Here is a 22,089-nt window from a genome sequence, read left to right on the forward strand (position 1 = left end):
AGCTGCCCAACGGGCACCGCATCATCCTGCTGTCCGAGGGCCGTCTGCTGAACCTCGGCAACGCCACGGGTCACCCGTCCTTCGTGATGTCGGCCTCCTTCACCAACCAGGTTCTGGCGCAGATCGAACTCTACAAGAACGGCGACCAGTACGAGAACAAGGTCTACATCCTGCCCAAGCACCTGGACGAAAAGGTCGCCCGGCTGCACCTGGAGCGGATCGGCGTCAAGCTGAGCGAACTGTCCAAGGAGCAGGCCGACTACATCGGCGTGGCGCCCGAAGGCCCGTTCAAGCCCGAGCACTACCGGTACTGAGGAAGCGCGCCATCTGGCGCCCCTGCAACCGCTGGCCGAAAGGCTGGCGGTTGTTTTGCTTCTGGCGCAAATCTGCACGGGCCGCCAAAAGTTTTGGTGAAACCCGAAAAACGGGTTTGAGGATCGCGCCGGTTTGCCGTTTTGATAGACAGTGTAATGGAACGGTACGCTGAACTCGGCCGTTGCCAATCTGCTACCCTCGCAAGAAAGCTGCTGTAATGTTTACCCGACGCCAGTTTGTTGCCACTGCCGCCGCGTTAGCCACGCCGGCAATCGTCCGCCCCGCCTTTGCCGCGCCAGGAGACTGGAGCCAGTGGGACGCCCAGGTGACTCCCCCTGAATTCGATCTGGAAACCTCGAATCCCTGGGGTCTGCATCCCCGCTTCCTGCCGCGGAGGGTCTCGGCCAACCCCGGCCTGAAACCGGGTGATATTCACGTCGATGCGGTTGCGCGCTACCTCTATCACATCCAGGGCGACGGAACCGCGATGCGCTATGGCGTGGCGATCGGGCGTGACGGTCTGTACGGACCGGGTGTCTACACGATCAAGCGCAAGGCGAAATGGCCGCGGTGGACGCCTACCGCAGCCATGATTGCCCGAGAGCCGGAGAAATACGCAGCCTGGGCGGACGGGCAGCCCCCCGGCCCGGACAATGCGCTGGGGTCGCGTGCCCTGTATCTTTATGTCGGCAACCGGGACAGCTATCTGCGCATTCACGGCACGCCCGCGCCGCGCTCTATCGGGACGCGGGCAAGTTCGGGCTGTGTGCGGATGGTGATGCCGCACATCAACTACCTGTACGACCAGGTGTCTACCGGCGTGACCGCCTACCTGTATCCCACCGACGGCAGCCCTCTGTAGGACTGTGTGGGCGGCCCCTGACAGGAGACTGCCTGAGGTCCGCGATCAGGGCCGGGGCCGCGTGCAGATCGGATTGCCTGCGCTGGTGCGCACTGGCAATTCGGTCGTCTCGACGGGGCCTTCATGGGTGTACCAATAACACCCGTCCTCGGACCGCCACCGAACCCTGCTCAGATCCTGGTAGGGGGCGGCGATGGCGGCCACGGCTTCGGGAGCAGTGGACGTGGGGCCAGAGGGTGCACCGCCTCCCGGAACGGGCTCGCAGGCGGCAAGCGCCAGAAGGATGAGAGGGCTGGCGATCAAAAGAGGGCGTGGCATGGCGTAACAATCCGGTACTGAGGTCAACCGGACAGTCGCATTCCGCCCCACCGGCTTCAAGCGGCCACGGACCGGGTCGCGGCTTACTCTGCCAAGCGTGACACGAATCCCTCTCGGATCACCGCCGGGTCATAGGCCTTGCGGGCAAAGACTTCTCGCACCAGCGGTTCGAAATGCTCCAGCGGCAGGGTGTCGTACGCCGGGTCGAAACTCGACTGGTCCCAGCGTTCGCAGAAGGCGGCGCAGCTGTCGTAGCAGGGATGATCCTTGAACCGGTCGCGGGCATTGCGGTCCCAGCCGTAGTGGTGGCCGTAGTAGAAGCTTTGAAAGATGCCGTGGTGTTCCACCACCCAGGCCACGTCCCAGCGGACGAAGGGCCGGATCACCTCGGCGGAAAACCGGTCATGGTTCTGCGGAGCCAGCCCGTCGCCCACATCGTGCAAGAGCGCGCCGACGATCCAGTCGAGGTCGGCGCCATCGCGTTCCGCGCGGGTGGCCGATTGCAGCCCGTGGGTCAGCCGGGTGATGCGATACCCTTCGAGGGTGACCTCTCCCTGGCGGCGCAATTCATCCAGCACCCGGTCGGGGGTCAGCGCCAGGTAGGGTTTCTCCAGCCGTTCGAGAAGCTCATAGTCTTCGCGGGTGCCATCCTTCATCTGGGTAAAGCTGACGGTGCCGGTCTCGGTCATGCGGTGCTTTCCTGTGGTGGGGCGCCGGAACGGCGCCCGCCTGTCCCGATCTGGGCCCAAATTGCCACAGAGCGCAAGGTGACTTCACGGAATGCCCGTCGCACCAGGAACAGGGGGGAAGAGAGGTGCCGCATTTCCCTTGCCAATAACGCGAATGTGCGGTCACCATGCGATGGCATGGCCGCTTTGGCCGCTAAACAGCACGGACAGCGCCCGCGGAACGCGGCGCATGACACGAGGGAGTGAACATGGGACGTCGCGACGAACTGATCGCCAAATACGCCGAGGACCTGAAGAACAAGTGCGGCATGGAACCGGACATGGACCTGCTGACCAAGGTCACCATCGGCTGTGGTCCGGCCATCTATGACGCGGATGCCTCTACCGTTGCCTCATCGCAGGAGAGCGAGCTGGAAACCGTCAAGGACAACTTCCTGGTCAAGAAGCTGGGCCTTGCGGACGGTCCCGAGCTGATGGACGCGATCGGCAAGGTGATCGAAACCTACGGCCAGTCCGAGCGCAACAAGTACCGTGCCGTGGTCTACTACATGCTGACCAAGCATTTCGGCAAGGAATCCGTCTACGGCTGAGCCGTGGCAGCAGGACCAACCTGTTACGGGGCCTCCGCAGCGCGGGGGCCCTTGTCGTATCCAGAGCGGTGATTCCCCGCAATTGATTGAAATTGCCGGTAGTTCCAGATTGCCGGACGGGCGTGGAAACCGTAGGGTCTAGAGGACTGGCCAGAAAGGCCGGAACCGTAGATTTCAAAACACATGTGGTGCGTAGGGAGCATGTGGGGTGGACGGAGGGTTCCGGGTTTTCCGGGGCCCTCCGTTTTTATACGAGCCCGTGTCGACCTCAGAAGAGCGTCAGCACCAGCCCCATCAGACCGCAGGCCAGCGTCGCATAGCCGCCGTCGATCAACGTCAGCGTCAGGGGGCGCATGGAGTTGGCATTGTTGATCGCGATCCAGGGCGCGATGAAGAACAACCCGATCCCAAGGCCCGACACCAGTCCGGCACCAGCCGTCTCGACGCCGCTGGCGGCAAAGACATGGCGCATCATCCCGGCCACGACCACCTGCATGACAAAGGTCAGGATCATGACACCCGCGCTCATGCCGCCCTGCGGATTGCCGTCCGCGTCCAGTTCCACGCCAGAGGCGGTTTTCCACGGTCCGGCCAGGGCCATGTACCAGACGGCGCCAGCCGCGAAGGCCAGGATTGCAGCGGCAAGACTGTTGACGAATTCAAGCATGGTCATTTCTCCGGCGTGACTTTTCCGCGCATAAAATTGCGGGTTTCGAAAAAAGGTTTATCCAGAACCCCTGTTTTCGCGTGGAATATGCTATAGTTTACATTGCGTGATATCTTGAGTCCCCGCAACTTTGACGAGCGCCCACCATACCCGTAGACCTGAAATACTTCCCCGATCTCGACCTGGTGTGGATTCGTCACAACGGACATGTCACGCGTGGAGAATTGCGCGAATTATTCGAACGTTTACATGGGGAAGACTCGCCAGAAGCCCCTGGAAAGAATTTCACTGACCTGGCCGAGGTCGCCGAGGTAGAGTTCGGGTTCCGCGAGCTGCACTGGCATTCCCTTCGCCTGCAGGATCGGCTGCGCTCCCGCAACCAAAGGTTGCTTGACTCGGTTCATGCTCCTGGCGGCGTTTCCTTTGGTCTCGCCCGCATTTACCAGCAGGTCGTCGACCCCGAGGGGCCTTTGCAGGTGCATGTCAACGACGAACGCCGACAGGCTCTTGCGGCGCTCGCCTTGCCGCATATCCCCGACGAACTGCTGTGACGCGGATCAGGCGCTCAGGCCCGCCAGGCCGCAGATGACCTGCCATTCCTCTTCCGAAACCGGCTGAACCGACAGGCGGGAGTTCTTGACCAGCACCATTTCCGCCAGCCGGGGATCCTCTTTGATCTGGTCCAGAGTGACCGGCGTCGCGGCGGATTCCAGCGCCATGATGTCCACGCATTCCCAGCGATCATCATCTGTGGTGCTGTCGGGATGTGCCTCGGCGATCACCTCGACGGTGCCGACAATCGCCTTTTCCTTTTGCGAATGGTAGAAAAAGCCCCGGTCGCCCTTTTCCATCTCCCGCATGAAATTGCGGGCCTGGTAATTCCGGACCCCGTCCCATTCTTCGCCGGCGTTGCCCTTGGCCTGCTGGTCCTGCCAGGACCAGGTCGAGGGTTCGGATTTGAAGAGCCAGTAGCGCATCAGATCACCTTTTTCCAAGCGGTCAGGGTCACGCTCTGGAACAGGCCGGCCCTGGCATAGGGATCGTTTGCCGCCCATTCTTCGGCCGCCGCCTTGTCGGCGACGTCCAGGATCACCAGAGAGCCGATCATGCCGCCCTCGTCGTCCAGCAGCGGCCCCGCCTGAGAGACGACCCCGGTCGATTTGAGGTAGTCCAGGTGGGCGTCGCGCGTGTCCTTGCGGATCTGCAGGGCGCCGGGTTTGTCATGGGCGATCAGGGCAATCAGCATGTCATTCATCCTTGAGTGGTCGGGAAAGCAGGGTGTCCATCGCCTGGCGCACGGTCAACCGCCCCTGGGACAGGTCGGCCACCACGGAACAGACGGGCAGGGGCAGGTCCAGCTGCGTGGACAGGCGGGCGGCGGCGCGGGCGGTGGCCGCGCCTTCGACGGTCACGGAGGGGTCGAAGGCCTCTCCTCGTCCCAGCGCCAGGCCAAAGCGATAGTTGCGCGACCCGTCAGAGGTGCAGGTCAGCGTCAGGTCGCCCAGGCCGGACAGGCCGGTGAGCGTTTCCGGGCGCGCGCCGAGCCGGGCGGACAGGCGCATCATCTCGGCAAAGCCCCGGGTCATCAGGGCCGCGCGGGCGCTGTCGCCCAGGCCGGCACCGATGCAGGCGCCGCAGGCGATGGCGATCACGTTCTTCAGCGCGCCGCCCAGTTCCGCGCCGATCATGTCATCGCTGCGATAGAGCCGAAGGACAGGTGTCGACAGTTGTTCCTGCAGCGCCCGCCCCCTGGGTTCATCACCACAGGCCAAAGTCAGCGCCGTCGGCAGGCCGCGCGCGATGTCGCCGGCAAAGCTGGGGCCGGTCAGAACGGCGGGCACCGCGCCGGGTTGGTGCCGGGCGATCAGGGCCGACGGCCCGACGCCTTCGGCCAAGTCGATCCCCTTGCAGCAGGCGACCAGCGCGTGCCCGTCCAACGGCGTGGCAATCCGGTCCAGCAGGGTCGAGAGCTGTTGCATCGGCACCGACAGCAACAGCGTGTCGCAGGTGGCGGCCTCGTTCAGGTCGCCGGTGACGGTGACGGCATCTGGCAGGGTCACACCGGGCAGGCGCGGGCTTTGCCGTGTGTCATGCAGGCCGGTCACATCCCGCGCCCAAAGCGTCACCGCGCGCTTGCGCCCCAGCGCGACCGCCAGCGCCGTGCCAAAGGCGCCACCCCCGAGGACCGCGATGCTCATGCCTTGGCGCCTTTCTTGCCGGAGCCGACCAGGGGTGCTGCGCTCTTGTCCAGTGGCCAGCGGGGGCGCGCGGACAGGCTCATGTCATGGGTGACACCCGCGGCCAGCAATTCGCCGCCCGCATAGGCGATCATCGCCGCGTTGTCCGTGCACAGCCGCAGCGGCGGGGCGGTGAACCGCACACCTGTCTCGGCGCAAAGCGCCTGCAGCGACCCGCGCAGAGACTGGTTCGCGGCAACCCCCCCGGCAACGGCCAGGGCCGGTTCCGACGGGGCCTCATCGAGGTAGAGCGCGATCGCGCGGCGGGCCTTTTCGGTCAGAACGTCCCGCACCGCCGCCTGGAACCCGGCGCAAAGGTCGGACACGTCCTGCGCATGCAGACCGCCCTGATCGGCGATCAACTGGTCCCGCTGGCGCAAGAGCGCGGTCTTCAGTCCGGAAAAGCTCATGTCGCAGCCGGGACGGTCCAGCAGCGGGCGGGGAAAGCGGAACCGGCGTTCATCGCCCGCGCGGGCCCGGGCCTCGACCGAGGGACCGCCGGGTTGCGACAGGCCCAAAAGGCGGGCGGTTTTGTCAAAGGCCTCTCCGGGCGCGTCGTCAATGGTGCCGCCCAACCGGGAGAAATCCTGCGCGCCGCGTACGATCAAGAACTGGCAATGCCCACCCGACACCAGCAGCATGAGGTATGGAAAGGCCAGCCCGTCGGTCAGCCGTGGCGTCAGCGCATGGCCTGCAAGGTGGTTCACCCCCACCAGTGGCACGCCCAGCCCGGTTGCCAGCCCCTTGGCCAGCATCACCCCCGAGAGGACCCCGCCGATCAATCCCGGTCCGGCGGTCACTGCCACGGCGTCGACCTGTTGCAGCGTCACGCCTGCCTCGGCCAGGGCTTCCTCGACACAGGTATCCAGCCGCTCGGCATGGGCGCGGGCGGCAATTTCCGGAACGACGCCGCCAAACGCCGCGTGCAGCTCGTTCTGGCCCTTCACGACAGAGGCCAGCAACTCGCGCCCGCGCAGCAATGCGGCGGCGCTGTCGTCACAGCTGCTTTCGAGGCCCAAGATCAGGGGAGAGGTCATCCGGCGTTCCCGTTGCGCTTTACGGCGTCTGCAAGTACCACCCGGAAAGGCGCCCCACAATCCCGGAGGCCCATGCCCGACGCCTTGCCCGTTCTCCTGCTGACCCGGCCACAGGCCGCGTCCGAGCGTTTTGCCGCGCGGCTGCGGCAGGACGGCCTGAAATTCCGTGCCGTCATCTCTCCGCTTTTTGCCGTCGAAGTCACCGGGCCGCTGCCGAACGTGTCGCAGGCGCGAGGGCTGATCTTTACCTCGGCCAATGGGGTCATGGCCTGGCAGGTGCTGGGCGGGCGCACCGATCTGCCGGTGTTTGCGGTGGGTCCGGCGACGGCGCGAGCCGCCGAAGCGGCGGGGATGCATGCGCAGGAGGGCGGGGGTTCGGCAGAGGAGCTTATCCGTCATATCATTGCGCAGCGGCCCCCGGCCCCCCTGGTGCATCTACATGGGACCCATGTGCGCGGCGACATCGCCGCCCGGTTGAGTGCGGCGGGCATCGCCTGCACGGGCGCCGCGATCTATGATCAACCGCCTTGCCCCTTGAATACAGAGGCCCGCGCCGCACTTGATGGGCAGGTTCCGGTGGTTGCCCCGGTGTTCTCGCCCCGGACGGGCGAATTGCTGGCGAAGGAATGCGCAAAGGCGCCTCTTCTTGTCGCGGCCATGAGTCAAGCTGTGGTCAACGCGCTCATGCCGCTGCATAAAAGGAACCTGAAAGTGGCTGAGCGGCCCGAGTCGGAGGCAATGAGGGAGGTTGTCTCGGACCTTCTGAACCGGGCGCTGGCCAGAGACTATTGACCCGGTCCATCTGCCTGGACCGACGTGCATTCGAGGGGAAACGATAAAGTGGCGAAGTCTAAGAAGGATACCCCGACGGACAAGGGTAACGCCGCAGACAGCCTGCCCGAGGCGGACACCCTGAAATCCGGCGCTGACGACGCGGCGGAGGACAGTCTTGCCGCCGACGCCGGCGAGGACAGCCTGGCCGGAACGGATCTGCCCGAGACCGAGGGTGATGACACCCTGGCACCGGAAGACGAGAGGCTGACCGCCGATGCGTTGGAAACCGGCGACCCCGCCGACACCGACCCGGATGCAGACCCTGCCCCCACCGAAGAGTCCGTGCCGCACGAAGGCGGGGATGTGGCCGCCGGGGCCTCTGACGATACGCTTTCCGACGACGCCGTGCCATTGGAGGACACGCTGGACACCGCCGCCGCGCCACCGGCGGAGCCGCAGGTTGTCCGCGAAACCGTGGTCGAGCGCAAGGGCGGCTTTGTTCCCATGCTGTTGGGCGGTGTCGTCGCCGCCGGGCTGGGCTATGCCGCCGGCGCCTATCCCGACCTGCCCTTCATCGGGTCGCAATCCGCCGAGGAAGATCCCTTTGTCACCCAGACGCTTGCTGCACTGCGCGACCAGGATGACCGGATCGCGGCGCTGACCAAGCGCGCCAATGCCACGGATGATGCCGTTGCAGGCATCGACCTTGGCCCGCTGGGCACCAGCGTGACCGCGCTGGAAACCGGGCTGGGCGCACTGAGGACCGAGCTGACAGAGACGCAGGATCAGCTGACCGGGCTGGGCACCCTGATCACTGATCTGGACCGCCGCGTGACCGCGCTGGAAAAGCAGCCGCTCAAGGATGCCGTCTCGCCCGAGACCGTGGCCGCCTACGAGCGTGAGCTGGAGGCGCTCAAGGCGCAGGTCACGGCACAACAGGCAGACCTACTGGCGGCGCAGAAGGAACAGCAGGCGGCGATGGATGCCGCGCGCAAGGAAGTCGAGGCGATGGCCGCCCGTGCCCGTGCCTCGGAAGAAAGCGCCGAGACCCGCGCGAAACTGGCTGCCAGCCGCGCCGCGCTGGCCGATCTGACGACCCGGGCCCGCGACGGCCAGCCCTACGCCGAACCGCTGGCGGTGCTGACCGGCAACGGCGTGGATGTGCCAGGGCCGCTTGTCGAAGGTGCCGAAGAGGGGCTGCCCACCGCCTCTGCCCTGATCTCGTCCTTCCCCGATGCCGCCCGCGATGCGCTGGCGGCGGCGCGGGCAGCGGGTGCCGACGGTGCCGAGGCGGGCAGCGTCGCAGGGTTCTTCCGCTCGCAATTGGGCGCGCGCTCGGTCACGCCACGAGAGGGGAACGACCCCGACGCGGTGCTGTCGCGGGCCGAGGCCGCGCTGCGCGGCGGCGACCTGGACACCACGCTTAGCGAAATCGAAAGCCTGCCCGAAACGGCACGCGCTGAAATGTCAGACTGGGTGGCCCAGGCCACGCTGCGGCGCGATGCTCTCGCCGCCGCGGCCGATCTCTCCCAGCAACTGAACCAGGAATAAGGGTCGGCATCATGCTTTGGTCACTCATCAAGATCGTTGTCTTCGTCGCGCTGGTCGGCGCGCTGGCCCTTGGCGCGGGCTACCTGCTCGAAAGCCAGGGCGGGGTGCAGGTTACCGTTGCCGGGATGGAATACACGCTTGGCCCGCTGCAATCGGTCATGGCGGCCATCGTGCTGGTCTTTGCCGTCTGGCTGTTCTTCAAGCTGGCGGGTCTGATTATCGCCACGCTGAAGTTCATCAACGGCGATGACACCGCGCTCAGCCGCTATTTCGACCGCAACCGCGAGCGCAAGGGATACGAGGCACTGTCCGAGGGACTGATGGCGCTGTCCTCCGGCGAGGGTCGTCTTGCCATTGCCAAGGCGAACAAGGCCGAGAAATACCTGCACAAGCCGGAACTGACCGATCTGATCACCGCGCAGGCGGCAGAGATGGTGGGCGACAACCGCAAGGCCGAAGAGGTCTACAAGCGCCTGCTGAAGAACGACACCACGCGTTTTGTCGGCATCCGCGGGATCATGAAGCAGAAGCTGGCCTCGGGCGACACGGACACGGCGCTGCAACTGGCCGAGCGCGCCTTCGCGATCAAGCCCAAGCACGTCGAGATCCAGGACACGCTGCTGCAATTGCAGGCCGAGAAACACGACTGGTCCGGCGCGCGCAAGACCCTGCAGGCCAAGCTGAAACACGGCGCCCTGCCGCGTGATGTCTACAAGCGGCGCGATGCCGTCCTGGCGCTGTCGGCGGCCACCGACATCGACGATGCCGAGGCCAGCGGCAAGGCTGCGGAAACGGCGATCGAGGCCAACCGCGCCTCGCCCGACCTGGTCCCGGCGGCCGCAATGGCCGCCCGCGCCTACATCTCGCAGGGCCGCAAACGCAATGCCATGAAGGTGCTCAAGAAGGCCTGGGAGGCGCATCCGCACCCCGACCTGGCCGCCGCCTTTGCCGAGATCGAACCGGAGGAGACCCCGGATCAGCGCGTGCAGCGCTTTGTCCAGCTGACCCGCATCCAGCCCGACCACCGGGAGACCAAGCTGCTCAAGGCCGAGCTGAACCTCGCCGCCGAACACTTCCCCGAGGCGCGCCGCGCGTTGGGCGATTTGCCGGACAAGGATCCGGATGCCCGGGTTCTGGCGATCATGGCCGCCGTCGAAAAGGGCGAGGGCGCGAAGGACGCGGTGGTGCGTGGCTACCTTGCCAAGGCCCTGACCGCACCCCGTGGTCCGCAGTGGGTCTGCGATAAGTGCAACACGATCCACGCGGAATGGACGCCGATCTGTTCCAACTGTTCGGCCTTCGACACGCTCAGCTGGACGACTCCGCCGCAGTCCGAAGTCGTGCTGCCCGCCGGCGCCGACATGCTGCCGCTGCTCATCGGCGGCGCGCTGGAAGACAAGGCCGAGGATGCCGGCGAAGAGGCCGGGCCCGATGTGATCGACCTGGGCCCCGAGGCCCCTGCCAGCGCCGCCCCGACGGATGCCAAGGCCCCCGATGCCGGACCCGAGGATGCCGAGGTCATCGAGCTCGAAGACCCCAAGAAGGAAGGCGCAAAATAGCCCTTCCCCTCGCGCGGCCCGTTTGCTAATAGGCCGCGCACTGACACCGATCAGTCCTGCTTTGGGCGGTTTTGATCTGTGCAGGGAAGATGGCCGGTGTAGCTCAGCTGGTAGAGCACGTCATTCGTAATGATGGGGTCGGGGGTTCGAGTCCCTTCACCGGCACCACCTTCCCCCGGATCCGGCGCAGGCCCGGTCCTTATCTTTCCGCGACAGAGACGAAGTCCAGACCGATGTCCAGCGTCGGTGCGCTATGCGTGATCCAGCCGAGCGAGATCAGGTCGACGCCGCTGGCCGCGACCGTGGCGGCGGTGTCGGGGGTGATGCCCCCAGAGGCCTCGGTGATCGCGTGACCCGCGACCATCTCCACCGCCTTGCGCAACGTGTCGGGGTCCATGTTGTCCAGCAGAACCGCGTCGGCGCCGATCTCCAGCACCTCGCGCAGCTGGTCCAGCGTGTCGACCTCGATCTCGATCTTGACCATGTGGCCGGTCGCGGCGCGCGCGGCCTCCAGCGCCGGACGGATGCCGCCCGCGATGGCGATGTGGTTGTCCTTGATCAGCACCGCATCGGCCAGCGAATAGCGGTGGTTCATGCCGCCGCCCGCGCGAACGGCGTATTTTTCCAGCGCGCGCAGGCCCGGCGTGGTCTTGCGGGTACAGACGATGTTGGCCTGCGTCCCGGCGACCGCCTGCACCAGGCCCGCGGTGACACTGGCGATTCCCGACAGGTGCCCCATGAAGTTGAGCGCCGTGCGTTCGGCGGTCAGCAGGCTGCGGGATGGGCCTTCGAAGGTGGCGATCCGGGCACCGGGGGTGACGGGGGCGCCGTCCTGCAGGTGGCGCGTGACCTCGATGGCCGGATCGACCAGGGCACAGGCCAGCTCGGCACAGTCCAGCCCGGCGATCACGCCGGGCTTGCGGGCGACGGCGGTGACGATGGAACGGTGCCCGTCCGGGATCACCACCGCCGAGGTGATGTCCCCGGCAAGGCCAAGATCCTCTTCCAGCGCGGTGCGCAGGGCGGGTTCGATCACCGGGCGGGGCAGGGGGACAAGCGTCATGTCAGGCACTCCGGGGCAGGGGATGGGTCGTCTGCTGTTCCGCGACGGCCATGATGTCATCAAGGGTCATCCGGCAGGATGTGCTGCCGGGGAGAGGATCGGGATAGTCGGTGCGCGCATGGGCACCGCGCGATTCCTCGCGCAGCAGGGCAAAGGTCGCGACGGCAAGGCCGATGATGGCCGGGTCGGCAGAGGCGCCGGTGCCTTGGGCGAGGCGCAGCAGAGCGGCCAAGGCCGCGCGCAGGCTTTTGTCGTCGCGGAGCAGACCGAGGTTCTCGGACACGGTCCGGCGCACCGCAGCACTGTCCGCCACCGGGGGCAGGGACACGGGCGACAGGCTGGCACCGCTCAGCCCGGCAGCAGGCTGGCCCGCGATATCCTGGGCGGCGCGTTGCCCCATGACCACCGCTTCCAGCAGAGAGTTGCTGGCCAGCCGGTTCGCCCCGTGCAGGCCGGTGGCGGCGCATTCGCCGATGGCCCAGAGGCCGGGCAGGCTGGTCCGGGCGTGAGTATCCGTATGGATGCCGCCCATGTGGTAATGCGCCGCCGGGCGCACGGGAATGGGTTGTTGCGCAGGGTCGATCCCGGCCGCCTGGCAGAGCCGCGCGATCCCGGGGAACCGCTTGGCAAACCCCGCGCCCAGTGCCGGGCGGGCGTCCAGGAAAACGCGGCTGCCGCGCGCGGTCTGGGCAGCGATGGCACGGGCCACGACATCACGCGGGGCAAGCTCGGCGCCGGGCGTGTCGGCCATGAACCGCGTGCCCTCGGCGTTGATCAGCACCGCGCCTTCGCCCCGGACGGCCTCCGAGACCAGGCCCAACGGCGTGCCCTGTGTATCCAGCGCGGTGGGGTGGAACTGTACGAACTCCATGTCCGACAGCTGGGCCCCGGCGCGGGCGGCGAGCATGACGCCCTGGCCGTAGTTGCCCACGGGGTTGGTGCTGGCATCGTACAGCCCACCCAGCCCGCCGGTTGCCATCACGACGCGGGACGTGGACAGCAGCCGGCCGTCATTCAGCAGGACACCGCGCATAGGCCCGTCGCGCCGGACCAGCCGCACCACCTCGGTCCCGGTCAGGACGGAAATCGACGGGCAGCGGCGGACAGCCTCGGACAGGGCACGGGTGATGCCCGCACCGGTGCCGTCGCCGTCGACGTGCAGGATGCGTTTGCGCGAATGCGCGGCCTCCAGCCCCCGGGCGAAATCGCCCTCCGGCGTGCGATCGAACCGGACGCCATGCGCCTCCAGCGCGGCGATGGCCCCGGGGGCGCCGCTCAGAACGGTTTCTGCCACCTCTGGATCGCAAAGGCCGGCCCCGGCAGCCAGGGTATCCGCCAGGTGCAGCGCCACGCTGTCATCGGTGCCGAGGCAGGCCGCGATGCCGCCCTGCGCCCACTGGCTGGAGCTTTCCTGCCCCAGCCCGGCACGTGTGATCAGCACCACCGGCTGCGGCGCCAGTTCCAACGCGCAGATCATCCCGGCGATGCCGCCGCCGACGACCGTGACCCGGTCGCCGTCCTGGCCAAGCCGGATCATTTTACGGCAAGCATCCGTTCGACAGCCCGCCGTGCGTCCTCGGCGATGGCGGCGTCCACCGTGACCTCGTGGTGGTTCTGTTCCAGCGCCTCGCGGATGTTGCCCAGGCTGATCCGCTTCATGTGCGGGCACAGGTTGCAGGGACGCACGAATTCCACATCCGGGTGATCCACTGCCACGTTGTCGCTCATCGAGCATTCGGTCAGCAGCACCACGCGGCCCGGCTTATTCTCACCGACGTAGCCCGACATGACGGCGGTCGAGCCGGAGAAATCCGCCTCTGCCACCACTTCGGGCGGGCATTCCGGGTGCGCCAGGATGGTGACGCCGGGATAGGCTTCGCGCATGCCGCGCACGTCGTCGGCGGTGAACAGTTCGTGCACTTCGCAATGGCCGTTCCAGGCGATGATCTCGACATCGGTTTCGCGGGCCACGTTCCGGGCCAGGTATTCGTCCGGGATCATCAGGACCTTGGGCACACCCAGCGATTCGACCACTTCCTTGGCATTGCCCGAGGTGCAGCAGATGTCCGAGGCGGCCTTCACCGCGGCGGAGGTGTTCACATAGGTGATGACCGGCACGCCGGGATGCGCCTGTCGCAGCAGGGCGATGTCCTCGGGGGTGATCGAATCGGCCAGCGAGCAACCGGCGCCCATGTCGGGGATCAGCACGGTCTTTTCCGGGTTCAAGAGCTTGGCCGTCTCGGCCATGAAATGCACGCCCGCCAGCACGATCACGTCGGCCTCGACCTCGATCGCCTTGCGCGCCAGCGCCAGGCTGTCGCCCACGATGTCGGCAACACCGTGAAAGATTTCCGGCGTCTGGTAGTTGTGCGCCAGGATCACCGCGTTCTTTTCCCGTTTCAGGTCAAGGATGGCGGCAATGTCGTCCTCGTAGCGGATCCAGTCCGGTTCCGGGACGATCTTGCTGACCCGGTCATAAAGTTCGGGAAGGCGAAGGTAGGTCATGACGGCTCCTTATACTCTGGATGAGTACATCTGGAGGCGCTTGATATTCTCAACTAGAGTTTATGTCAATGGCGTGACACGGGCAGTCTTGGGCCTGCCAGGGCCTGGGCCTGCAGGACCGTCGGTCGATAGCGGTACAGCTTGGCCGGACGGCCCCCCGTCCCGCTGGACATCTCGCCGGTTTCCTCGACCAGTTCCTGCTGGTCGATCTGGCGGCGAAAGTTCGGTTTGTGCAGGCGCAGGCCCGATAGCGCCTCGACCGTGCGTTGCAGGTGCAGCAGGGTAAAGCTGTCCGGCATCAGTTCGAAAACCACCGGGTGATACTTGATCTTGGCGCGCAGCCGCGCGATCCCGGTCGCCAGGATACGCCGGTGATCCCCTGTCATGGGCCGCCCGAAACCCTCGATCGCCGGGCGCGAGGGGCTTTCGGCCAGACCGGCCTCGTACATCAATTCATAGCGTTGCAGGGCCAGGTCCTCGTTCCAGGGCAAGCCATTCTGCCCGAACAGGAAATCGACACGCTCCCGGCGCAGGGAATCCGACCCCGCCCAACTGTCCAGCCGGTCCGCGATGCTGTCCAGGATAGCGGGACGGCTGTCGCGGTGGTCCTCCCAGGGGAAATATTCGTACCAGCCGTGCCACTGTGGCTGGCCGGTGCCCGGTGTCACCTGTTCCCGCACAAGCCCGAGGTAGCCGATAGAGATCCGCCGGGCCGCGCCTGCCTCGGAAGGGGCCTCTCTGTCACGGTCGGCAAAGGTGTAAAGCTGTTCGAGGTAGCCGACCGGGTGGCTCGTCTGGCTTTCGATCCAGTCGCGCAACCCGCTTTGCAGGCTGCGGTGCTGCGACTCGAAGGGGCCGGAGGGCAGCGCCTCGCCCGCGCGCAGGGTCATCACGCGCGGTTCGTTGTCCGTCACCGCCACGAGGACGGCGATCAGGTCAGCATTTGCCAGCCCCGCGCGCAGTTGGACGCCTGTCATGCTCTTGTCTTCCAGCCAGGATGAATGCCCAAGTACCTGTCAGAAGTCCCGGCGCGAGACAAGGCGCGAGGCCCGCAATGCGGACCTGGCGCGGTTCAGCCCCGGCGCAGCTGGCGCAACCGGGCGCGGTGCGCGGCGGCGATATGGGCCCGCATCGCCTGTTCCGCCGCATCCTGGTCCCTCGCTTGCAGACCTTCCAGGATCGCCGCGTGTTCACGCAGGGCATCCTCGGCGCGTTCTTCTTCACGCAGGGTCGTGGGGCCCAGGATCAGCAGCGTGGTGTGGATCGAGGCGACCGCCTTCATCAGGAAACGGTTGCGCGCGGCATCCAGAAGCGCCGCGTGAAATTGCCGGTTGAGCACAAAGGGATCGCCATCGCCGGCGGCCATCGCGGCGTGAATGTCGGCCAGTTCCGCAAGTTCCACCTCTGACGCCGCGCGCGCGGCAAAGCGCGCCGCGGTGCCTTCCAGAACCGTGCGCATGTCGTAGAGTTCAGAGATTTCCGCGTGGTCCAGCCTGCGGATCGCGGCGCCGACGCGTGGAACATGGGTCACGACGCCGTCGCTTTCCAGCTGGCGGATCGCCTCGCGCACGGGGGTCCGGGAAAAGCCCAGCCGCTTGGCCAGCTCGACTTCCATCAGCCGGTCGCCCGGCATCAGGTGCCCGGCGCGGATCTCGTCGAGGATCCGGCGATAAGCCTCCTGTCCCTGCGACAGCTCAAGCGGTTTCTCGTCGGTCATGCTGTGCTCCTTGCACATGTTGAATACCTGTGTATACACAAGGATGCAAGACAGGAGTGCATCATGCCCGACCGTCCCCGTACCGTCACCTCTCGCCGGATAGAGACCGCGCTGACCGCCGCCACCGGGGTCGCGCTGTTCACGTTGCTTGGCTTGCCGCTGCCGTTCCTCTTCGGTCCGCTGGCGGCCTGCCTGCTTGCGGCGCTGGCGCAGCGGCCCCTGCAGGGCTTCGGGCAGGTCTCGAAGGGGTTTCGCACGATCCTGGGCGTCGCGGTCGGGGCCTCGCTGACGCCGGACGTCGTGGCGGCCCTGCCCAGCATGGCGGCATCGCTGGCCTTCATCCCGCTTTACATCCTTGTCATCGGACTGATCGGGGTTCCCTATTTCCACCGGGTCCACGGGTTCGACCGTGTCACAGCCTGGTACGCGGCCATGCCCGGGGGCCTGCAGGACATGATCATCTTTGGCACCGAGGCAGGGGGCGATCCCCGGGCCCTGTCACTGATCCATGCGACGCGCGTGATGATCATCGTCACCGTCGCGCCGATGATCCTGACCTTCGGTTTCGGCTCTGCGCTGACCAACGACATTGGTGCGCCCGCCGCCGAGATCCCGCTGCACGAGCTGGCCCTGATGGCCGCCGCCGCGTTGATCGGCTGGAAGGGGGGCGAACGGATCGGCCTGTTCGGGGCCTCGATCCTGGGGCCGATGATCGTCACCGCCGTGCTCAGCCTGTCCGGTTTCATCCATGCGCGCCCCCCGGCCGAGGCGATCCTGGCGGCGCAGTTCTTCATCGGGGTCGGGATCGGCGTGGGCTATGTCGGCATCACCCTGGGCGAGTTGCGCCGGGTGGTTCTGGCGGGTGTGCTGTTCGTTCTGATCCTTGCCGTGCTGGCGGCGATCTTTTCGGAAATCGTAGTCTTGCTGGGTCTTGCGCCGCCGGTCGAGGGGTTCCTTGCCTTTGCCCCGGGCGGGCAGGCAGAGATGACGGTGCTGGCCATCGTAGCGGGGGCTGACCTCGGCTTTGTCATCGTGCATCATCTGACGCGCGTCTTCCTCGTGATCACCGGGGCGCCTCTGGCCGCCCGGTTCCTGATGAAACCCCGAAAGGACCGTCCATGAGTTTTACCACCCGCCCCGAATTGCAGGGCACCTTTGGTGTCTGCGCCTCGACCCACTGGATCGCCACGGCGGTCGGGATGCGTATGCTGGAGGCGGGCGGAAACGCCTTTGACGCCGGGGTGGCGATGGGCTTTGCCCTCAACGTGGTCGAGCCGCACCTGAACGGCCCCCTGGGCGACATGCCCGCGCTGGTCTGGCCCGCCGGGGCCGAGGCGCCGCAGGTGATCTGTGGGCAGGGCACGGCGCCCGCCGGGGCGACGCTGGACCATTACCGCGCCGAGGGGCTGGAGCTGATCCCCGGTTCGGGCCTCCTGGCGACGGTGATCCCGGGGGCCTTCGACGCCTGGATGGTCATGCTGCGCGACCACGGCACGATGACCCTGCGAGAGGTGCTGGAACCGGCGATCTTCTATGCCGAAGAGGGGCACCCGCTGCTGGCCAGCGTGTCCGCCATGATCGCCCAGAACGCCGATCTGTTCCGCGACCACTGGCCTACCTCCGCCGCGACCTGGCTACCGAACGGGGAAGCGCCTGCGCCGGGCAGCTTGTTTCGCAACCCGGAGCTTGCCGCGTTCTGGCGGCGCCTGCTGGACGAGGCCGAAACGGCCGAGGGCCGCGAGGCCCAGATCGAAGCGGCGCGCAACGCCTTTTACGAAGGCTTTGTTGCCGAGGCCATCGACGACTACCTGCGGGACGCCTGCGTGATCGACGGCACCGGCGTTGCGCGCAAGGGTGTCCTGACCGGGCAGGACATGGCGGGCTGGCGCGCCACGACGGAACAGGCCGTCTCGGTCGACTACCACGGCTGGCAGGTCTGGAAGGCCGGGCCCTGGTCGCAGGGGCCTTCTCTGCTGCAATCCCTGCGCCTGCTCGACGCGCTGGAGTTCGGCAAGGAAGACCCGTATTCCGACGCCGCCGTGCATCGCATCACCGAGGTGCTGAAACTGTCAATGGCTGACCGCGAGGCCTATTACGGCGATCCCGACCATAGCGCCGTGCCGCTGCAAACGCTTCTGTCCGCCGATTATGCCCGCGCCCGTGCCGGCCTGATCGGCAGTATGGCCAGCCTTGAGCAGCGTCCGGGGATGATCGACGGGCTGGAGGCGCAGGCAGAGGCCTTCATGGCTCGTGCGGCAAGGATGCGTGCGACCGATGCCGGGATTGGCGGTGGAGAGCCGACCTTCTCGCACCTGGCCCCCACGCCGGAGGCGCCCAAGGGCCCGGACGAAGGTGACACCGTGCATATCGACGTCATCGACCGCTGGGGCAATATGGTCTCGGCCACGCCGTCGGGCGGGTGGTTGCAGTCGAACCCGGTGGTGCCGGGGCTGGGCGTGCCGCTGAACAGCCGGGCGCAGATGTTCTGGCTGGAAGAGGGGCTGCCGACCTCGCTGGCACCGGGGCGCCGCCCGCGCACCACCCTGACCCCCTCGATGGCCCTGCGGCCCGACGGCACGCGGCTGGCCTTTGGCACGCCGGGCGGCGACCAGCAGGACCAGTGGCAGCTGATCTTCCTGCTGCGCCTTGTCCATCAACAGATGAACCTGCAGGAAGCGATCGACGGCCCGCTGTTCCACAGCCAGCATCTGCAAGCGAGCTTTTATCCGCGCGGCTGCAAACCCGGTGTCCTGATGATTGAACCGAACTTTCCGCAGGCCACGCTGGACGCGCTGCGCGCGCGGGGGCACCTGCTGGCGGAGGCTGCGCCGTGGTCCATCGGGCGCCTGACAGCGACCAGCCGCAGCCCCGAGGGCCTGCTGAAGGCGGCGGCCACGCCACGGTTGATGCAGGCCTACGCGGCGGGTCGCTGAACGGGCCGCATCTCAGGCCAGCCGGGGCAGGGTGAGGACGACGCCGAACCCTTCATCCGAGGGTTCCACGGTCAGAGTCCCGCCATGCCGCAGGGCGACCGCCTCGGCTATCGACAGGCCAAGGCCGCTGCCGGGGCCAGAGCGGGCCTGGCCGAACCGCGACAGGATCTTGGGCACGTCCCTGGCGGTCACGCCGCGTCCATCGTCCCGCACCGACAGGGTTATGTCCGGGTCCGCGCGCAGCGTCAGGGTGACGCGCGACAACCCCTCGCCGCCGTGAACCAGCGTATTGTCCAGCAGGTTGGCCAGCGCCTCGCCCAGCATCACCCGGTCCCCCAGCATCGGCACCGGACCCGGCGGCAGATCGGTGTCGAACCGCAGCCCCCGCGCCCGGGCACGGGGGGCAAAATCTGCGGCGGTGGTCGAGGCGATCTCTTGCAGGTCCAGCCGTTCGAACCCGCTGGTCCCGCTTTCGGCGCGGGCGCGTTCCAGCGTCAGCAGGCGGTTGGCCAGTTGCCCCGCGCCATCCGCTGCCTTGGCCATGTCGGCGGCCCGTTCATGCGCCGCCTCCAGCGTCGGCGCGGTGAGGATCGCCGCCGACAGCGCCTGTAGCCCGGCAATCGGGTTGCGCAGCTGATGCGCGGCGTCCGAGATGAAATTCGACTGCGCCTCCATCGTGGCGCCGAACTGGGTGAACAGGGTGTTGAGCCGCCCGACCAGGCCTTGCGTCTCGACCGGAACGGCGCGGCGGATCGGGCTGAGGTCTTCTGGTGAGCGGCGCGAGATCGCCTCTTCGAGATCGGTCAGCGGTTTCAGCCCGTGCCGGACCCCGAACCAGACCAGCAGGGCCACCGCAAGGATGAGCGAAGCGATGACCGTTGCCGCCCGTAGTGCCAGTTGCAGCGCAAAGCGGTTGCGGGCCTCCATGCTTTGCCAGACCGTCGTGGTGAAGGTGCCGGAAATCGCGCCGATGGTCGCCTCTGTCTTGAGCCGCAGAACCCGCACCGGCGTGCCCTTGTAAAGCGCGTCGGTGTACAGAAAGGCCACGTCCTGCGGCAGGCGTCGGGTGACGGGGATCGGCGGCACGGCATAGCCCACCACCAGCACCCCGTCCGGGGCATAGACGTGGTAGCGCACCGGGCCGCCGGCGGTTTCGCCCAGCAGTTTCTCGGTGTCCGGAGAGATCGCGTCACCGTCCAGCAGCGCCACGTCCCGCGACACGGCAAGGGCGGTGAACATCAGGTTGCGGTCAAAGAACTCTGCCGCCGTGCGCCGGGCCGCCTCGACCCGCCAGGTGCCGACGACGATCCCCAGCACCACCAGCGGCGTCAGGATGATGAGCAGCAGGCGAAGCCGGAGCGACCGCCTCACGCCCGTTCCTGCAGGCTGTAGCCAAGGCCACGGCTGACCCGGATGTCCAGCGCCGCCGGGACCAGTTTCTTGCGCAGCCGCGAGACATGCGCCTCGACCGAGGATTCACCGACGTCCGCCCCGGTGCCATAGACATGTTCCAGCAGGTCCGACTTGGACACCACCGCACCACGCGCGCGCAGCAGCGCCTCGAGCACCGAAACCTCGCGCCGGGGGAGGGGCAGCGGCGTTCCGTCGATCTCGACCTGCCGTGTTTCCAGAATGAAGCGCAGGGTGCCGATCGACAGTTCGGTCTGGGCGGTCTGTCCCAGGCGGCGTGAAAGGGCACGCACCCGCGCCTCCAGCTCTTCCATCTCGAAAGGTTTGACAAGGTAGTCGTCGGCGCCCGCGTCCAGTCCCTGCACCCGTTCCGCCGTGGTGTCACGCGCGGTCAGCAACAGGACAGGGCGATGATCGCCCCGGTTTCGCATCTCTCTCAGGATTTCTAACCCATTGATCCCGGGCAGGTTGATGTCGAGGATCACGATGTCATTGGCGTCGTCGCGCAGGAAATCGGCGGCGGCATTTCCATCATGCAGAAGGTCGGTGGCATGGCCCCGATCCTGCAGCCGCCAGGCGATTCCCTTGGCCAGTGCCTCGTTGTCGTCGACAATCGCGATCCGCATTTTTCCCGGTCCGTCAGCTTCACGCAAGCTTCGCAGCATAAATATTCATCATCAAGCGACGAATCATCGCTGGATGGAAAGGGCGCCCGGCCAAGGGCGCCGACATGGGAGGATACCAATATGACGATCAAGACCGCCATCGTCGCGGCCGGCTTTGCCGTGACTGCAACCCTGGGCGCCGCGCAGGATCTCGACCTGTCGGGCAAGACCGTGGACTACGTGATCCCGTTCTCGGAATCCGGTGGTTCGGCCAAATGGGCCAACTTCTACGCTCCGCTGCTCTCCGAGGCGCTGCCGGGAAATCCGACCGTCGTGGTGAAATACATGCCGGGCGCGGGGTCGACCAAGGGCGCCAACTGGTTCCAGGCGCAGACCTGGGAAGACACCGAAGGCACCGTGATCTTCGGCACCTCGGGGTCGACCCAGTTCCCCTACCTGCTGGGCGATCCGCGCGTGCGCTATGAATACAGCGACTGGAACGTCGTGCTGGCCTCGGGCACCGGCGGTGTCGCCTACCTGCCCCCCGCGATGGCCGAGAAACTGGACGGGCTGGACGCCTCCGGCCTGGCGGGCGAGGATTTCATCTGGGGCAGCCAGGGCGCCACGCGTCTTGACCTGGTGCCGCTGCTGGCATGGAAGATGCTGGGCATGAACGTCGAACCGGTCTTTGGCATCAAGGGACGCGGCGACGGTCGCCTGATGTTCGAGCGCGGCGAAGCCAACGTCGACTACCAGACCTCTTCGGCCTACCTGGCCAACGTCACGCCGCTGGTGGAAAACGGCAGCGCGGTGCCGTGGATGACCTGGGGTGCGCTGGACGAAAATGGCGACATCGTGCGTGACCCGACCTTCCCCGACATCCCGACCTTCAAGGAAGTCTGCGAGGCGACCGAGGGCTGCAACACCTCGGGCGAGGCATGGGACGCCTGGAAGGCCTTCATGATCGCGGGTTTCCCGGCGCAGAAGATGATCTTCCTGCCCAAGGGCTCGCCGGACTGGGCCGTGGACGCCTATACCGAGGCGCTGAACAAGGTGCTGGCGCGTGACGATTTCGCCGAAATTTCCGAGGCACGTCTGGGCGTCTACCCGCAGATGACCGGCAAGGGCGCCAAGAACACGCTCACGCTGGGCACGCAGGTGCCGGCAGAAGCCAAGGCTTTTGTCGTCGACTGGCTGCAGGAAGACTACGGCGTCTCGCTGAAGTAACCGACCGGACGGCGGCCGCCCTTCTATCCG

24 protein-coding genes and 1 tRNA gene are annotated in these 22,089 nt (G+C 66.7%); 11 read left to right on the top strand and 14 right to left on the bottom strand.

Annotation, left to right across the window (positions count from 1 at the left end; translation table 11 throughout):
• Together G9Q80_RS15295 and G9Q80_RS15300 are read left to right on the top strand one after the other, a co-directional pair.
• Window positions 1-314 (top strand): adenosylhomocysteinase (locus G9Q80_RS15295; RefSeq protein WP_168246499.1); only part of this gene is annotated, 314 nt, incomplete at its 5' end.
• Between the two features lie 218 nt (window positions 315-532).
• Window positions 533-1,177: a L,D-transpeptidase gene (locus G9Q80_RS15300; protein WP_088671841.1), complete on the top strand. Its 645-nt coding sequence runs from the start codon at window positions 533-535 to the stop codon at window positions 1,175-1,177.
• A gap of 45 nt (window positions 1,178-1,222) precedes the next feature.
• Here G9Q80_RS15300 and G9Q80_RS15305 read toward each other — a convergent pair whose 3' ends face one another.
• Window positions 1,223-1,495: a hypothetical protein gene (locus G9Q80_RS15305; protein WP_088714549.1), complete on the bottom strand. Its 273-nt coding sequence runs from the start codon at window positions 1,493-1,495 to the stop codon at window positions 1,223-1,225.
• Between the two features lie 83 nt (window positions 1,496-1,578).
• The gene (locus tag G9Q80_RS15310; protein ID WP_232788167.1) at window positions 1,579-2,184 is read right to left on the bottom strand and encodes an HD domain-containing protein; all 606 of its coding nucleotides are present in this window, start codon (window positions 2,182-2,184) and stop codon (window positions 1,579-1,581) included.
• Window positions 2,185-2,432: 248 nt separating this feature from the next.
• On the opposite strand from G9Q80_RS15310, the gene G9Q80_RS15315 reads away from it, so the two are divergent.
• Window positions 2,433-2,774 (top strand): DUF2853 family protein, encoded by a 342-nt coding sequence (locus G9Q80_RS15315; protein ID WP_043140643.1) that lies wholly within the window; start codon window positions 2,433-2,435, stop codon window positions 2,772-2,774.
• A gap of 268 nt (window positions 2,775-3,042) precedes the next feature.
• Here the strand turns inward: G9Q80_RS15315 and G9Q80_RS15320 are convergent, their stop codons facing one another.
• Entirely contained in the window at window positions 3,043-3,441 is a 399-nt protein-coding gene (locus G9Q80_RS15320) for a DUF1761 domain-containing protein (protein WP_043140645.1), read from the bottom strand.
• Between the two features lie 224 nt (window positions 3,442-3,665).
• Between G9Q80_RS15320 and G9Q80_RS15325 the strand changes: the two genes are divergently transcribed.
• The gene (locus G9Q80_RS15325) at window positions 3,666-3,992 is read left to right on the top strand and encodes a hypothetical protein (RefSeq protein WP_133065740.1); all 327 of its coding nucleotides are present in this window, start codon (window positions 3,666-3,668) and stop codon (window positions 3,990-3,992) included.
• Between the two features lie 6 nt (window positions 3,993-3,998).
• Here the strand turns inward: G9Q80_RS15325 and G9Q80_RS15330 are convergent, their stop codons facing one another.
• Genes G9Q80_RS15330 through tsaD form a run of 4 tightly spaced genes read right to left on the bottom strand, consistent with a single transcriptional unit; the run spans window position 3,999 to window position 6,715 of the window.
• Entirely contained in the window at window positions 3,999-4,418 is a 420-nt protein-coding gene (locus G9Q80_RS15330) for an EVE domain-containing protein (RefSeq protein ID WP_088714551.1), read from the bottom strand.
• Window positions 4,418-4,687: a YciI family protein gene (locus G9Q80_RS15335; protein ID WP_088714552.1), complete on the bottom strand. Its 270-nt coding sequence runs from the start codon at window positions 4,685-4,687 to the stop codon at window positions 4,418-4,420. The genes G9Q80_RS15330 and G9Q80_RS15335 overlap by 1 nt, the downstream gene beginning before the upstream one ends.
• 1 nt (window position 4,688) lies before the next feature.
• Complete coding sequence (locus G9Q80_RS15340) at window positions 4,689-5,639, bottom strand: NAD(P)H-dependent glycerol-3-phosphate dehydrogenase (RefSeq protein WP_088714553.1); 951 nt, start codon at window positions 5,637-5,639, stop codon at window positions 4,689-4,691.
• Window positions 5,636-6,715, bottom strand: coding sequence for a tRNA (adenosine(37)-N6)-threonylcarbamoyltransferase complex transferase subunit TsaD (tsaD, locus tag G9Q80_RS15345; RefSeq protein WP_088714554.1), 1,080 nt, complete (start codon window positions 6,713-6,715; stop codon window positions 5,636-5,638). Before tsaD ends, G9Q80_RS15340 begins: the two co-directional genes overlap by 4 nt.
• Before the next feature lie 72 nt (window positions 6,716-6,787).
• Here tsaD and G9Q80_RS15350 point away from each other — a divergent pair, with 72 nt between their 5' ends.
• The 4 genes from G9Q80_RS15350 (at window position 6,788) to G9Q80_RS15365 (ending at window position 10,767) form a co-directional block, all read left to right on the top strand.
• Complete coding sequence (locus G9Q80_RS15350) at window positions 6,788-7,507, top strand: uroporphyrinogen-III synthase (RefSeq protein WP_088714555.1); 720 nt, start codon at window positions 6,788-6,790, stop codon at window positions 7,505-7,507.
• 48 nt (window positions 7,508-7,555) lie between these two features.
• Window positions 7,556-9,040 carry a COG4223 family protein gene (locus G9Q80_RS15355; protein WP_088714556.1) on the top strand — a complete coding sequence of 495 codons (1,485 nt, stop codon included), beginning with the start codon at window positions 7,556-7,558 and terminating at the stop codon, window positions 9,038-9,040.
• A gap of 11 nt (window positions 9,041-9,051) precedes the next feature.
• Window positions 9,052-10,599, top strand: a complete 1,548-nt coding sequence (locus tag G9Q80_RS15360; protein WP_088714557.1) for a heme biosynthesis protein HemY — start codon at window positions 9,052-9,054, stop codon at window positions 10,597-10,599.
• 92 nt (window positions 10,600-10,691) lie between these two features.
• Window positions 10,692-10,767: transfer RNA gene (locus tag G9Q80_RS15365), tRNA-Thr, on the top strand.
• Window positions 10,768-10,798: 31 nt separating this feature from the next.
• On the opposite strand, the gene nadC is transcribed toward G9Q80_RS15365, so the two are convergent.
• The 5 genes from nadC to G9Q80_RS15390 form a co-directional block, all read right to left on the bottom strand.
• Window positions 10,799-11,662, bottom strand: coding sequence for a carboxylating nicotinate-nucleotide diphosphorylase (gene nadC / locus G9Q80_RS15370; RefSeq protein ID WP_088714558.1), 864 nt, complete (start codon window positions 11,660-11,662; stop codon window positions 10,799-10,801).
• A gap of 1 nt (window position 11,663) precedes the next feature.
• Complete coding sequence (locus tag G9Q80_RS15375) at window positions 11,664-13,199, bottom strand: L-aspartate oxidase (protein ID WP_088714559.1); 1,536 nt, start codon at window positions 13,197-13,199, stop codon at window positions 11,664-11,666.
• On the bottom strand, window positions 13,196-14,167 hold the full coding sequence (gene nadA / locus G9Q80_RS15380; protein ID WP_088714560.1) for a quinolinate synthase NadA: 972 nt from the start codon (window positions 14,165-14,167) through the stop codon (window positions 13,196-13,198). The genes G9Q80_RS15375 and nadA overlap by 4 nt, the downstream gene beginning before the upstream one ends.
• A 65-nt stretch (window positions 14,168-14,232) precedes the next feature.
• The gene (locus tag G9Q80_RS15385; protein WP_198549969.1) at window positions 14,233-15,144 is read right to left on the bottom strand and encodes an NUDIX hydrolase; all 912 of its coding nucleotides are present in this window, start codon (window positions 15,142-15,144) and stop codon (window positions 14,233-14,235) included.
• A gap of 95 nt (window positions 15,145-15,239) precedes the next feature.
• Window positions 15,240-15,884 carry a GntR family transcriptional regulator gene (locus G9Q80_RS15390; RefSeq protein ID WP_043140184.1) on the bottom strand — a complete coding sequence of 215 codons (645 nt, stop codon included), beginning with the start codon at window positions 15,882-15,884 and terminating at the stop codon, window positions 15,240-15,242.
• Window positions 15,885-15,947: 63 nt separating this feature from the next.
• Here G9Q80_RS15390 and G9Q80_RS15395 point away from each other — a divergent pair, with 63 nt between their 5' ends.
• Window positions 15,948-17,006 (top strand): AbrB family transcriptional regulator, encoded by a 1,059-nt coding sequence (locus G9Q80_RS15395; RefSeq protein WP_088714561.1) that lies wholly within the window; start codon window positions 15,948-15,950, stop codon window positions 17,004-17,006.
• Window positions 17,003-18,817, top strand: a complete 1,815-nt coding sequence (locus G9Q80_RS15400) for a gamma-glutamyltransferase family protein (RefSeq protein WP_088714562.1) — start codon at window positions 17,003-17,005, stop codon at window positions 18,815-18,817. The genes G9Q80_RS15395 and G9Q80_RS15400 overlap by 4 nt, the downstream gene beginning before the upstream one ends.
• 12 nt (window positions 18,818-18,829) lie before the next feature.
• Here the strand turns inward: G9Q80_RS15400 and G9Q80_RS15405 are convergent, their stop codons facing one another.
• Together G9Q80_RS15405 and G9Q80_RS15410 are read right to left on the bottom strand one after the other, a co-directional pair.
• Complete coding sequence (locus tag G9Q80_RS15405; protein WP_043140190.1) at window positions 18,830-20,188, bottom strand: sensor histidine kinase; 1,359 nt, start codon at window positions 20,186-20,188, stop codon at window positions 18,830-18,832.
• Window positions 20,185-20,853 (bottom strand): response regulator transcription factor, encoded by a 669-nt coding sequence (locus tag G9Q80_RS15410; RefSeq protein ID WP_069209738.1) that lies wholly within the window; start codon window positions 20,851-20,853, stop codon window positions 20,185-20,187. Before G9Q80_RS15410 ends, G9Q80_RS15405 begins: the two co-directional genes overlap by 4 nt.
• 120 nt (window positions 20,854-20,973) lie before the next feature.
• Between G9Q80_RS15410 and G9Q80_RS15415 the strand changes: the two genes are divergently transcribed.
• Window positions 20,974-22,059, top strand: coding sequence for a tricarboxylate transporter (locus tag G9Q80_RS15415; RefSeq protein WP_043140195.1), 1,086 nt, complete (start codon window positions 20,974-20,976; stop codon window positions 22,057-22,059).
• Window positions 22,060-22,089 lie beyond the last annotated feature (30 nt).

It is taken from the genome of Mameliella sp. LZ-28, assembly GCF_012274245.1.
In the GTDB taxonomy this organism is placed as follows: Bacteria; Pseudomonadota; Alphaproteobacteria; order Rhodobacterales; family Rhodobacteraceae; genus Antarctobacter; species Antarctobacter albus.